This is a genomic window from Marinoscillum furvescens DSM 4134 (assembly GCF_003386095.1).
Taxonomy (GTDB): Bacteria; Bacteroidota; Bacteroidia; order Cytophagales; family Cyclobacteriaceae; genus Marinoscillum; species Marinoscillum furvescens.
Genome location: NZ_QREG01000004.1, coordinates 226068 through 239317, shown reverse-complemented (window position 1 = coordinate 239317; position 13250 = coordinate 226068). Strand labels below are relative to the sequence as shown.

The following is a 13250-nucleotide window of genomic DNA, read 5'->3' as shown; positions in this document are numbered from 1 at the left end:
ACGCATCTACTAATTAAAAACCTACCGAAACCATGCTCACCAACTACCTGATCGTCGCATTGCGCAACCTTAGAAAGCAAAAGTTCTATACACTCATCAATATCCTGGGCCTATCCACAGGCCTTACGTGCTTTCTACTCATTATGCTTTTTGTCTCGCACGAAGTAAGCTATGACCAACATCACGCCGATGCGGAACGCATCTACAGAATGGACTTCAGCGGCACCATCAATGGCAATGAATTCATCACCGCCCTCATGTGTGCACCGGGTGCAGCCGCCATGAAAGCCGACTACCCGGAAGTAGAAGACGCCTTTCGCTTCAGAACCACGGGCAACTGGTTTGTCAAACGACAAGGAGAACAAACTACGTTTAAAGAAGAAAACGTAATCAATGCAGATCCGAACTTCTTCACTTTTTGGGGCATCCCTCTAATCTACGGCGACCCTGAAACCTGCCTGTCGCGTCCTCGCACACTGGTCATGGACCGCACCACTGCCACCAAGATCTTTGGTGACACTAACCCTGTAGGTGAAATGGTGGTGCTTGACAACCACCTCGACTATGAAGTAACGGGTGTGTATGAAGACCTTCCTGATAACAGTCACTTTCAGCACAATATTCTCCTGACCATGCTAGATCGGGAAGATGCAGAATCGCCAGTATGGATGAGCTTCAACTTCAACACTTACCTGAAACTAGACCCGCAAGCAAACCATCAAGCTTTAGAAGCTAAATTTCCACAGCTGATCGAATCAAAAATGGGACCTGAGATCCAAAAGTACATGAACATGTCCCTGGAGGATTTCTCAAGCCTCGGCAACAAAGCCGGGATCAGCCTCATCCCACTAACTGACATTCACCTCCACTCCGACAAACTGGGTGACCTTTCAGGAAACGGAGACATCAAATATGTCTACATCTTCACAGCTATTGCTCTTTTCATTTTACTACTGGCCTGCATCAATTTTATGAATTTGGCCACTGCCCGCTCTGCAAACCGGGCAAAAGAAGTGGGCATCCGAAAAGTCCTTGGTGCCATCCGCCCACAGCTCATCCGACAGTTTCTTAGTGAAGCCATCTTGCTTTCCTTCATATCCACGGTTTTAGCCATAGGCTTTGTATACCTGCTATTGCCTGCTTTTAATGAGCTCTCTGGCAAGACACTTGCCTTTCAAAATTTACTTACTCCTGCTTTTGGCATCACAGCACTTGTCATACTCATCGTAGTTGGGCTGCTGGCTGGTAGTTATCCGGCATTCTATCTGTCAGCCTTTCAGCCTGCCCAAACCCTCAAGGGAAAGCTTACGCTAGGGCTAAAAAGTGGAGGTATACGAAGCACACTGGTGGTGCTACAGTTTACCGTTTCGATTATGATGATCGTAGGTACGGCTATTGTTTTTGATCAGCTATCTTATATCCAAAACAAAAAGCTCGGCTTTGATAAGGACCATATCATCATGATTCATGATGCCTGGATACTGGACAAAAAAGTAAAAGCATACAAAGCAGAGGCCTTGCGTGATTCGAGAATTCAACAGGGCACTGTTTCAGGTTTTCTACCGGTAAACACTTCGAATAACAACAACATCTACTTTCCTGGAAAAACGGTAAGCGGAGACAACTCACACGTGATCAACAATCACTGGGTGGACCATGACTACCTGTCCACATTAGGACTCACGATGAAAACAGGACGTTGGTTTTCCAAAGACTTCCCAAGCGACAGTACCGCAGTGATTCTCAACGAAGTGGCTGCACGCCAGATGGGTTTTGAAGCAGACATCTCTGGGCAATACGTTTCCACTTATGCTGGCAATAACTTTGACTCAGTAGAAGTTGCGAGCTACAAAGTCATAGGCGTGGTGGAAGATTTTCACTACAAGACCCTTCGAGACCACATAGAACCGCTGGTACTACACCTTGGGGAAAGTACTGGCTACATCGCCTTCAAAGTATCCGCCGAAAACCCTGCTACTACTATCGACTACTTACGCACCTTGTGGGACGATTTCGCACCAGGGCAACCGTTTGCTTACAGTTTCCTGAACCAGCGTTTCAACAACCTGTACAAGGCTGAGCAGCAGATTGGCAAAATCTTTGGCGTATTTGCCTTTTTAGCCATATTCATCGCATGCCTCGGGCTATTTGGGCTGGCTGCCTTCACTGCAGAGCAGCGCAAAAAAGAAATCGGGATTCGCAAAGTAATGGGCGCTTCCGTAAGTCACATTGTCAATAAGCTTTCGTGGAACTTCATACGTCTGGTGGGCTTATCATTTTTCATTGCTACTCCGCTGGCCTACATCGCCATGAATCGATGGTTGCAGGATTTTGAATACCGCACGCAAATTCATTGGTGGGTATTTGTGGCTGCTGGACTAGCTGCAGCAACTATCGCCTGGCTTACCATGGGGGTCCAATCCTGGAAAGCCGCCAGAGCAAACCCCGTAAACTCACTTCGCAACGAATAGCTGATTTGCATTCCTGATCGTCAGCCTTGTGGAAAAAATTATTAGAACACGCCCGGAAAATGGGCACCAATCAAAGCTCCTTTTTTGTTACTTTGTAGGTTAGTTTGTTTGGCTAAGAAAGACCACCCTGCATGTACTTAATCTTTGATACGGAAACCACTGGTTTACCCAAGAATAAAAATGCTCCGCTTACCGATTTTGACAACTGGCCCAGGCTAGTTCAGCTCGCCTGGCAGCTCCATGGACCGGATGGTAAGCTGATCTCCAATGGCAACCACATCGTAAAGCCCGAAGGATTCACGATCCCGTTTAACTCACAAAAAGTACACGGCATCTCCACAGAGAGGGCCCTCGAAGTGGGAAAAGACCTTCGCGAAGTGCTGGACATCTTCTATGAGGATGTTACAAAAGCCGAGGTGCTTGTGGGTCACAACATTGAGTTTGACAACAAGATCATCGGAGCGGAATTTCTCCGAACGGGTCAGGAAAACCTCATCGATGGCTATGCCAATATAGACACTGGTGAGGCCACCAAAGAGTACTGCAACATTGTAATGGGTAATGGGCGCATCAAGATGCCCAAACTCATCGAGCTCTATGAAAAGCTCTTTGGCAAACCCTTTGATGATGCGCACGATGCAGCATATGATGTAGATGCCACGGCTCAGGCATTCATAGAGTGTCTGCGCAGAAAGGTAATACCAACGCATGATGATACAGACCCGGGAAGTATCACCTATGAGGCCCCAGACCTGGAAGCAGCCAACTTTGCCTGGGCACGAGAAAAGTCCACCACAGGGACTGGTGGCGAAAAAGTAGCTGTAGAAGACATCAAGGGCCCGTTTTGTCACCTGCATGTGCACTCGCAGTGCTCCATCTTACAGGCAACCCCAGATGTACAGTCCATCGTAGCGAAAGCCAAAGAATATGACATGCCGGCAGTGGCGCTCACCGATCTGGGCAATATGTTTGGGGCATTCAAGTTTGTGCGTGCCGCCCTGGCCGAAGGCATCAAACCCATCGTGGGATGTGAGTATTTTGTAGCTGAGGAGCGTAAAAAGCTTCAGTTTACCAAAGACAACCCCGATCGCAGGTTTCAGCAGGTGCTGATGGCCAAAAACAAAACGGGATATCACAACCTGATCAAGCTGAGCTCGCTGGCATACATCGAAGGACTGTATGGGCTCTACCCACGTATCGACAAAGAACTTATTGCCCAATATAAGGAAGGCGTAATCGCCACAAGTGGCGGACTAGCCGGAGAAATACCAAACCTGGTACTAAACGTAGGCGAACATCAGGCCGAGGAAGCCCTACAATGGTGGCTGGATCTCTTTGGTGAGGACTTTTACCTTGAGATCAACCGACACGGCCTGGACGAGGAAAATCACCTCAACGAAGTATTGATCGGTTTTGCTCGAAAATACAATGTGAAAATGATCGCGGCGAACGAGCTCTTTTACCTCGATGAAAAAGACTCGACTGCTCACGATGTACTCATATGCATCAAAGAAAACGAAAAGAAAAGCACTCCTATCGGGCGTGGAAGGGGCTTTAGGCCTGGTCTGAAAAACGCCAAATACTACTTCAAGACGCAGCAAGAGATGAAAGAAGCCTTTACGGATCTGCCGGAGGCTATCGAAAACATCCAGGAGGTGATCGACAAGGTGGAGGAGTATAAGCTTGAGCGCGATGTATTGCTCCCCGCTTTTGAGATACCGGATGAATTTAAACACCCTGATGACGAAAAAGATGGAGGTAAACGCGGAGAAAATGCATTTCTGCGTCACCTCACCTACGAAGGGGCCAAAAAACGCTATGAAGAAATAACTGACGAGATTCGCGAACGGCTAGACTTTGAGCTGGCCACCATCGAAAACACGGGCTATCCGGGGTATTTCCTCATTGTACAGGATTTCACCAGTAAGGCTCGGGAAATGGGCGTATCTGTAGGGCCAGGACGTGGGTCGGCAGCTGGATCAGCAGTGGCCTATTGCATAGGTATCACCAATGTAGACCCCATTGCCTACGATCTCCTATTTGAGCGTTTTCTAAATCCAGATCGGGTATCACTCCCCGATATTGATATAGACTTTGACAATGAAGGCCGCGAGCGCGTGATCAACTACGTAGTAAACAAATACGGCGAAACGCAGGTAGCACAGATCATTACCTACGGCACCATGGCACCCAAGTCGGCCATTCGTGATGCCGGACGGGTGATGGAGCTTCCTCTCCCTGACACAGATGCCATTGCCAAACTGATCCCCGAAAAACCGGGGGCGAAGTTTTCGAAAATCTGGGGTGAAGTACCCGAGCTGGAGCAAATGCGTCGAGGCAGAGACCTACCCTCACAGGTACTCAATCAGGCTGTAGTGCTGGAAGGGTCCATGCGAAACACGGGCGTACATGCCTGTGGGGTGATCATCACTCCAGACGATATGACGAAGTTTGTGCCTTTGGCCCGAGCTAAAGACTCAGACCTGCTCGTCACGCAGTTTGACAACAGCGTAGTAGAGGATGCCGGCATGCTGAAGATGGACTTTTTGGGACTAAAAACCCTATCCATCATCAAAACAGCGATTGAAAACGTCAAAAAACGCCACGGCATTGAGATCGACATAGACGAAGTTCCGTTAGACGATCCGGTTACTTACGAGCTGTATCAAAAAGGAGCCACAAACGGTACGTTCCAGTTTGAGTCCCCGGGTATGCAGAAGCACTTGCGAGCACTCAAGCCAGATAAGCTGGAAGACCTCATCGCCATGAACGCCCTCTACCGACCAGGGCCGATGGAGTACATTCCTGAGTTTATCGACCGAAAGCATGGCCGCAAAGAGATCACCTATGACCTCCCTGACATGGAGGAATACCTGGCAGAAACCTACGGCATCACCGTCTATCAGGAGCAGGTGATGTTGCTTTCGCAAAAACTGGCCGGGTTTACCAAAGGTGAAGCGGATGTACTCCGTAAGGCCATGGGTAAGAAAAAGCGGGACGTTCTAGACAAGATGAAGCCCAAGTTTGTGGAGCAGGCCATGGAAAAGGGCCACCCTCAGGACAAACTGGAGAAAATCTGGAAAGACTGGGAAGCCTTTGCTGCCTATGCCTTCAACAAATCGCACAGTACCTGCTACTCTGTGGTGGCCTATCATACAGGCTACCTTAAGGCCAACTACCCGGCCGAGTACATGGCCTCTGTCCTTACACACAACCAAAACAACATAGAGAAGATCAGCTTCTTTATGGAAGAGTGTAGAAATCAGGGCATCAAGGTATTGGGCCCTCACGTGAACGAATCGGGGCTCAACTTTGAGGTAAACGCAGAAGGAGAAATCCGATTTGGGCTTGGTGCAATCAAAGGTACTGGCGAATCAGCAGTGATTGCCATCATAGAGGAGCGAAACGAAAACGGGCCTTTTCAAGATATTTTCGACTTTGCCACACGCGTAAACCTACGAGCGGTCAATAAGAAATCATTCGAAAGTCTGGCCAAGGCTGGAGGTTTTGATTGCTTTGATGAGTTTCATAGACGCCAGTATGTAGAGCCCGATGAAGAAGGTGCTTCGCTCATTGAAAAATCCATCCGCTATGCCAACAAAATGCAGCAGGAGGCAGACAGCTCTCAGGCTTCACTCTTTGGAGGTGGTGGTGACGGACAGGTGGTGATGCGCCCGCGCATTGGCAAGATCGAGCCCTACGGCAAAATTGAAGAGCTCAATATCGAGCGCGAGATGGTAGGCCTTTACATCTCTGGCCACCCGCTGGATCAGTATAAGTTTGAGATGGACTACCTCACCAACGCTACCCTCACAGATCTCAAAGACCTGGAAAAGCACAAAGGACGAGAGATGCGCATAGGCGGTGTAATCAGCAGTGTGGCCCACCGGATGACTAAGCGCGGCAAGCCTTTTGGGCAGTTTACATTGGAAGACTTTTCAGACAGTCACAGCTTCTTTTTGTTTGGGCAGGACTACATTCAGTTTAAGCCCATGCTCGAAAGCGGCTGGTTTATCTACATCTCTGGGATCGTACAAGAGCGCTGGAGTGGTACCGAGCTGGAGCTCAAAATCAATAATATGGAGCCCCTCGGAGAAATCCGTGAGAAAATGACCAAGGGAATAGAGCTGCAGATGCGCCTTTCGGATGTAAATCCAGTACTCATCAACGAGCTCGAAGGTTTTGGTAGAAAATATCCAGGCAAGTGTCCGATCAAAATCAGCGTGGTAGGTGCGTTTGAAGATCGCATGATCAATCTAGAGATGATGAGCCGTAAGCACCAAATAGAACTTACTGATGAACTGATCAAAGAACTGGACTTACTAGAAGAGGTACAGTACCGCGTACTTACGGCATAAAACGGCGGTTTGTCCTTCAGCAAACAATTGAAACACTATAGCGGCTGAGCATCAACAAAAAACGTATCTTTGCCGTTATTCTGTTGACAAGTAAATTTTTAAACGATAGATAAGCGATGGCACAACCATTAGAATTGACTGATCAAAACTTCGAGGAAGTAATTAACACAGATAAACCCGTACTTGTAGACTTTTGGGCAGAGTGGTGCGGACCTTGTAAGATGATCGCCCCTGTAGTAGAAGAATTGGCCGCAGATTATGACGGCAAAGCAGTGATCGCAAAAGTAGATGTAGACTCAAACCCTGAAGTATCAGCGAAGTTTGGCATTCGTTCTATTCCTACGCTTTTGGTGTTCAAAAACGGAGAAATTGTAGACAAGCAAGTAGGTGCTGTACCTAAAACTGCACTTAGCGAAAAGCTTGACAAGCAGCTTGCATAAGCAAGATTGATATAAAACAGTAAAACCGAACCCAGTGCGAATGCGCTGGGTTTTTTTATGGTTTATTTAGTAAATTTAGTCTCATGGAAAAGGAGCAACTAATAAATAAAACCCTCAACACATTACATCAATTGCCCCCGGAAAAAGTGCAAGAAATTGCTGATTTCGCTGATTTCCTACTTCGAAAATCAGAAAATGTTATCCTAACTAAGGGAATAGAGAAACTAAGCGAACAAAGCCTTGAGTTTCTCAACGATGAAGAAGACATCTACACCAAAAATGACCTAAAGGAACGCTACTAGATGAAGCCGGGTGATTTAATACTTATACCTTTTCCTTTCACTGACCTTACAGGTGTAAAAGAAAGACCCGCCCTGGTTTTAGCTAACAACAACACAGACATCACTGTATGTTTCATCTCTTCCAAAACACACTGGAACACAACACTTGACTTAAAAGTCACACCTTCTACTGAAAATGGACTAAAAAAGCCATCCATCATAAGGGTGGGGAAAATCGCTACGCTTAGTAAGTCAATAGCATCAGGATTACTCGGAAACCTATCAAACGAAGATCTTCTGCTCGTCAAGCACACTCTCCGAATCTACCTGGGACTTTAGACCTACTTCACAAAAAGCTCGGGATGCTCCTCATCAAAATCCGTAATGGACTGAAAGTACCTGGCAAATAGCAAAACCGACTCCTCATCAAAATGATTCCCGAGAAAGGTAATGGAACCCGGAGTGCCACCGGCATAGGACCCATTGGGCACTACCACACAGGGGTGTCCTGTCAGGTTCGTAATCAATAGCTGATCGCTAAAGCTCGGCGCAATCAACACATCTACATCAGCCATCATGGCATTAAAATCCTGCACCAGCTGATACCGCAACCTGTTGGCCTGTATATACTCCACTGCAGGTATAAACCGCGCACTTCTAAAGACATTAGGCCAGGAGTTGATAATCTGGCGGGTAAGGTCATCATCCAGATTACTACGGGTAAGGTCATCAAAAGCGGCAGCAGCTTCCGCAGAAAGAATAAAACTCAAGGCATAGGGTGGCACACCTGTTTTTAATTCCTTCTCAATCAGCTCCACACCACTCGCACGGAGCGTACTCAAGGCCGTAGAGTCATTTTTGGGGTTAAAGTCATTGGTTTCAAATGATTTCAAATACCCTACTCGTAATTTTTTAGCCTTTTCTTCATCGTATACATAATTAAAAGGTACATCACGTCGCACTTCTATATCCTTCCCATCAGGACCATATATCGCATCAAACACCATAGCCAGATCCTGAGCACTTCGGGTGATAGGCCCTAGCTTGTCCATCGTCCAGCTCAACGCCATGGCTCCATACTTACTCACCCTTCCGTGGGTAGGCCGCAGCCCGGAAGTGCCACATCTGGTAGAGGGTGACACGATAGATCCCCAGGTTTCGCTACCAATGGCAAACGGCACCAACCCTGCAGCCGTAGCGGATGCAGATCCGGCCGACGAACCGCTACTTCCCTGCTCCAAATTCCATGGATTTTTAGTCACCCCACCAAACCACACATCACCCCAGGCAAGCGCACCGAGTGAAAGCTTTGCCACCAGCACAGCCCCGGCCTCCTCCAGCTTACGAATGACCGTGGCGGTCTCATCGATCACCTGATCCTGATAAGGCGCCCCACCCCAGGTGGTAGGATAACCCTCCACCGCCAGCAGATCTTTTGCACCATACGGTATGCCATGTAGTGGGCCCCGATACTTTCCTGCTGCCAGCTCCACGTCAGCCCTTCGTGCCTGCCCCAGTGCCAGCTCTTCTGTAAGCGTCACCACACACTCCAGCTGCTCGTCGTATTTTTTTAGACGGCTGATATAGAGCTCTGTCAGCTCCACGGAAGTGACCTTTCGCTCTCGAATGAGCACAGACAAATCCGCCACCGTATAGAAAGCCAGGTCGTTGAGGTCTTTGGGACGTTTCACCTTTTTGGGGAGCGCAAAATCAACCGGCATTTGCTCCTGAGGCACTTTAGCTTCGTTTACCGGTGGAGTAAAAACCAATGAAAAAGGCGTGGAATTAGAGATATCTAGCGATCGGATCTGCTCGTAGCTCTCCAGATTATCAGCGAGAGATCCTCGCAAAGAATCGATTTCAGAAGTGGTCATCTGCAAGCCAAAAAGTCGAAGTGCACTCTGTATCGAATCTTGCTGGGCATGCACATGCGCAGCTGCCAGCACCATAGCCACAAGGCAAAAAAGTCTTTTCATTTTTCTAGTGTTAATGTTGAGGTGGGTAAACTTATTTTAAAATCGCGAGCTAAACCTAGTCGCATCAAGATTTCACACCATTGATCCGGCTAGAAATCCACCTAATGAATCATACGAATGAAGAAATAGTTAACTTTATAACACAACTGCATACCAGATGGATTTACAGAACACAAAACTCAACGTACTGCAAAAAATCATGACAGTGACAAAGCCTGCTCTTTTAGATAAAATCAATGACCTTCTAGATCAAGAGCTAACGGTAGGGTACACAGTGGATGGAGAGCCACTTACCCTAAAAAAGTACAATGAGCGACTGGAAAAAGGTGAAGAACAACTAAAATCAGGCGAATTGATCAGCCAGGAAGATTTAGAGAGAGAGTCTGAAAACTGGTAATGGAAAAACTCAAAATTATTTGGTCGAATCAAGCCAAAGAAGCACTAAGAAAAATTTATGAATACTATAAAGACAAATCACTGAGTGGAGCAAAAAATGTAAAGTCAGACTTACTAAAAGCTCCAAAGACCATCTATTTTTCAAAGCAGTACCAAATCGATGACATCAATCCAAAATACCGCAGAATCGTGGTGCGAGATTATAAGATACTCTACAAAGAGCATAATAACACCATACAAATTGTGGACATTATAAGCACCAAACAATCTCCTGACATCTTAAAAAACAAATAGCCATCAAACTCACACATTCATCACCTGATACTTGAGGCGCTTCATCTGGTGCACCTCCACACTGATGGCATCAAACTCCTCCACTACCTCTCCCACGATCAGGTAGATCCCCTTTCCGGTAAACGGGTACTTAGTGGAAACTGGAGGAAAATGAACCGTATCGATAAAGGCTCCCTCCTCGTCTAGAAAAGTCCCGAAATGCATGCGCTCACCACGTGCTGTCCCTGTATTTTTGATGGTCACCAGATATCCCAGCATAGGCACCACCTTACCCACACACTGCGGCAGGTGTCTGGCCAGCGCATACCGCTTTGGGCGCTCCCGCAGCAAGTGAAACGGGCTACGCAGCGGAAAACCCAACAACTCCATCTCATCATAGGTATCCTCAATCTCCTCATGCTCAATTTCAGGCAGTGTATAGCGCTTCACCACAGGCTCAAATAGCGAAAGCTTGTTTTGGCTTTTGCCTGTATTGCCCAACAAAAAATACGCATGCCACAGAAGTGCTTTTTTGTCCTTGCCCGTAAACCGAAAAGCATTGATACGCACCAGCAAACTCAGCTGCTCTAGCGACACACTCACCCTTCGCACAAAATCATCTACCGACATAAACACCCCATTTTGCTCACGCTCCACCAGCAATGCCCTCACAGTTTGCTGCTCCAGATCTTTGATCATATTGAGGCCCAAATAAATAGTCTTGCCACGTATGGTTGTGATATCCTCGCTCCAATTAACGCAGGGCAGCTGTATGTCGGCCCCATGCATGCGTGCCTCATGAATGTAAAACTCCCGACTGTAAAAACCACCTCCATTGTTGATCACGGCCACCATAAACTCCAGCGGATAGTGTGACTTCAAAAACATGCTCTGATAGCTCTCTATTGCATAAGAAGCTGAGTGCCCTTTAGCAAACGCATACCCTGCAAAGCTCTCGATCTGCCGCCACACATCTGCCGCCAGCTGATCTTCATAGCCCTTCGCTTTGCAGTTAGCAAAAAATTTATCACGCACCTGCTGAAACTCCTTTCGCGATCGGTACTTACCCGACATACCCCTGCGCAGCACATCGGCCTCCGCCAGCGAAAGGCCCGCAAAATAATGCGCCACTTTGATCACATCCTCCTGATACACCATGATACCATAGGTATCTGGCATAATGCTCCAAAGTACCGGATGTGCATCCTTGCGCCGCTCTGGTATCCTAAAACGCAAAATATACTCCCGCATCATTCCCGACTTGGCCACCCCCGGGCGAATGATCGAGCTGGCCGCCACCAGCGTAAGGTAATCCTCAGCATGGAGCTTGGTGAGCAGCATCCGCATGGCCGGAGACTCCACATAAAAACACCCGATGGCCTTTGCTTCACGCAAATTGATTTTTACCAACTCATCCTCTTTGAAGAGCTTGATATCATGAATATCAATAGGCGCCCGGTCAGGTTGATTTTCCTTGATGATTTGCAGCGCATCTTTGATTTTGCCCAGCCCCCGCTGCCCCAGTACATCAAACTTATAAAGCCCCACATCTTCGGCGATCAGCATGTCAAAGTGCGTGATGGGAAAGCCCTTGGGAGGCAGTGATGTAGCCGTGAAATAATGAATGGGTTTTTCGGAAATCAAAATCCCTCCTGCATGCACGCTCAGGTGACTGGGAAAACCAGCCAGCCGATGCCCATAAGTGAGAATCAGACGTGCATGATGATCCAGGTCTTTGGTTTGCTGCTTTTGGAGCTTTTCGATCTCATAAGCCGGCACCCCAAAGGCCTTACCCACCTCCCGAATTACCGCCCGATGCTGAAACGTACTGTAGGTAGCCAGCAGCACCACATGCTCATACCGCTCAAAAATATAGCGCGTGACATCATCGCGATCCCACGACGAAAAATCCATATCAAAATCTGGAGGGCTTTTCCTGAAAAGATTAATAAACCGCTCAAAGTATAAGTCCAGCTCGATAGGATCTACATCCGTAATGCGCATCAGGTAAGCCACCACACTATTGGCCCCACTACCCCGCCCTACATAGAAGTAGCCCTGATCACGCGCATATTTCACTATATCCCAGCTAATGAGAAAATAGGACAAATAGCCCATCTGCCGAATTACCCGAAGTTCTGTGACCACCCTGCGCCGTATAGAAAAGGCAGGCTGCGCTCCATAGCGATATGCAAGGCCCTTTAGGCACAGCTCACGCACCTTTTGATAGTCACTCTCCTCACTCCCACTCCAGGTTTTGAGGTTTTGGGGCGCAGCATCGTCGCTAAAGTCGAAAAAAATCTCACTGCCAGACACCACCTTCTTCAGATTTTCGATAGCCTCCGGCAGGTACTCATAGGCAGCCAGGAGCTGAGCCCTGCTCATAAACACATCCGTCTCCCGGGCTACGTCATCCTCCTCCAGCTTACTCACCAGCGTATTGAGATCAATGGCGCGCAGCACACTATGCAGCTCAAAATCATCTTTTTGCGGTAGCGTATATGTGGGGCATGCGATCAGCTTATGCTGAGGCACCTCAGCGCTAAACCGCACCCGCGTGACCTCCTCCGGGCGCACGCCTACATACTCCCAGCCATGCAGTGGGCGGGCAGGCACATTATGCAGCGGATAGATAATGTAGCACTGCTCCACACCTTCCGGCTCTGCAGGCATTTTCTTTCCTTCATGCAAGTGATCCGAAAGAAAAGCATTGGCTGACTGAAAGCCCGCATTGTTTTTGGCTATTGCCAAAAACTGCTGTACGGCATTGTTGCGAAAATCTATCCCCAAAATGGGACGCACTCCATACTTGGCCGACTGCCGCACAAAATCCAGACTCCCAGCCGTACTATTGATATCGGTGAGTGCCAGCGCCTTTAGCTGCTCACGCTGCGCCCATTTCAGCAACTGCTCTATAGACAGCAGACCGTATTTAAAGCTAAAATAAGAGTGCACATTAAGCATACACAAAGCTAATTATTTTAGTTTTTAACTAATATTATTAGCTTTTAAATTTCTTCAAACACAATGACGTGCCAATGGTTTTGTCATCACA

9 protein-coding genes are annotated in these 13250 nt (G+C 47.8%); 7 read left to right on the top strand and 2 right to left on the bottom strand.

Going from position 1 to position 13250, the window contains the following annotated elements; all coding sequences use genetic code 11:
- The first annotated feature begins 32 nt into the window (after window positions 1-32).
- The 5 genes from C7460_RS06550 (at window position 33) to C7460_RS06530 (ending at window position 7889) form a co-directional block, all read left to right on the top strand.
- Complete coding sequence (locus tag C7460_RS06550; protein ID WP_115867287.1) at window positions 33-2471, top strand: ABC transporter permease; 2439 nt, start codon at window positions 33-35, stop codon at window positions 2469-2471.
- Between the two features lie 131 nt (window positions 2472-2602).
- Window positions 2603-6829, top strand: a complete 4227-nt coding sequence (gene dnaE, locus C7460_RS06545; RefSeq protein WP_115867286.1) for a DNA polymerase III subunit alpha — start codon at window positions 2603-2605, stop codon at window positions 6827-6829.
- A 116-nt stretch (window positions 6830-6945) separates the two neighbouring features.
- Window positions 6946-7269, top strand: coding sequence for a thioredoxin (gene trxA, locus C7460_RS06540; protein WP_115867285.1), 324 nt, complete (start codon window positions 6946-6948; stop codon window positions 7267-7269).
- Between the two features lie 83 nt (window positions 7270-7352).
- Window positions 7353-7571, top strand: a complete 219-nt coding sequence (locus tag C7460_RS06535; protein WP_115867284.1) for a DUF2281 domain-containing protein — start codon at window positions 7353-7355, stop codon at window positions 7569-7571.
- The gene (locus tag C7460_RS06530; RefSeq protein ID WP_115867283.1) at window positions 7572-7889 is read left to right on the top strand and encodes a type II toxin-antitoxin system PemK/MazF family toxin; all 318 of its coding nucleotides are present in this window, start codon (window positions 7572-7574) and stop codon (window positions 7887-7889) included.
- 2 nt (window positions 7890-7891) lie between these two features.
- Here the strand turns inward: C7460_RS06530 and C7460_RS06525 are convergent, their stop codons facing one another.
- Window positions 7892-9526 (bottom strand): amidase, encoded by a 1635-nt coding sequence (locus C7460_RS06525; RefSeq protein WP_221409467.1) that lies wholly within the window; start codon window positions 9524-9526, stop codon window positions 7892-7894.
- Between the two features lie 157 nt (window positions 9527-9683).
- Here C7460_RS06525 and C7460_RS06520 point away from each other — a divergent pair, with 157 nt between their 5' ends.
- Window positions 9684-9923 carry a hypothetical protein gene (locus C7460_RS06520; protein WP_115867282.1) on the top strand — a complete coding sequence of 80 codons (240 nt, stop codon included), beginning with the start codon at window positions 9684-9686 and terminating at the stop codon, window positions 9921-9923.
- Window positions 9923-10216, top strand: a complete 294-nt coding sequence (locus C7460_RS06515) for a type II toxin-antitoxin system RelE/ParE family toxin (RefSeq protein WP_115867281.1) — start codon at window positions 9923-9925, stop codon at window positions 10214-10216. Before C7460_RS06520 ends, C7460_RS06515 begins: the two co-directional genes overlap by 1 nt.
- 9 nt (window positions 10217-10225) lie before the next feature.
- Here the strand turns inward: C7460_RS06515 and C7460_RS06510 are convergent, their stop codons facing one another.
- Window positions 10226-13159 (bottom strand): DNA polymerase III subunit alpha, encoded by a 2934-nt coding sequence (locus tag C7460_RS06510; RefSeq protein WP_115867280.1) that lies wholly within the window; start codon window positions 13157-13159, stop codon window positions 10226-10228.
- Between the last annotated feature and the right edge of the window lie 91 nt (window positions 13160-13250).

What these genes read in the sequence shown, in the direction of transcription:
- trxA (WP_115867285.1), top strand. Translation starts at nt 6,946, where the DNA reads ATGGCACAACCATTAGAATTGACTGATCAAAACTTCGAGGAAGTAATT.
- C7460_RS06530 (WP_115867283.1), top strand. Translation starts at nt 7,572, where the DNA reads ATGAAGCCGGGTGATTTAATACTTATACCTTTTCCTTTCACTGACCTT.
- C7460_RS06510 (WP_115867280.1), bottom strand. Translation starts at nt 13,159, where the DNA reads ATGCTTAATGTGCACTCTTATTTTAGCTTTAAATACGGTCTGCTGTCT.
- C7460_RS06550 (WP_115867287.1), top strand. Translation starts at nt 33, where the DNA reads ATGCTCACCAACTACCTGATCGTCGCATTGCGCAACCTTAGAAAGCAA.
- C7460_RS06525 (WP_221409467.1), bottom strand. Translation starts at nt 9,526, where the DNA reads ATGAAAAGACTTTTTTGCCTTGTGGCTATGGTGCTGGCAGCTGCGCAT.
- C7460_RS06535 (WP_115867284.1), top strand. Translation starts at nt 7,353, where the DNA reads ATGGAAAAGGAGCAACTAATAAATAAAACCCTCAACACATTACATCAA.
- C7460_RS06515 (WP_115867281.1), top strand. Translation starts at nt 9,923, where the DNA reads ATGGAAAAACTCAAAATTATTTGGTCGAATCAAGCCAAAGAAGCACTA.
- C7460_RS06520 (WP_115867282.1), top strand. Translation starts at nt 9,684, where the DNA reads ATGGATTTACAGAACACAAAACTCAACGTACTGCAAAAAATCATGACA.
- dnaE (WP_115867286.1), top strand. Translation starts at nt 2,603, where the DNA reads ATGTACTTAATCTTTGATACGGAAACCACTGGTTTACCCAAGAATAAA.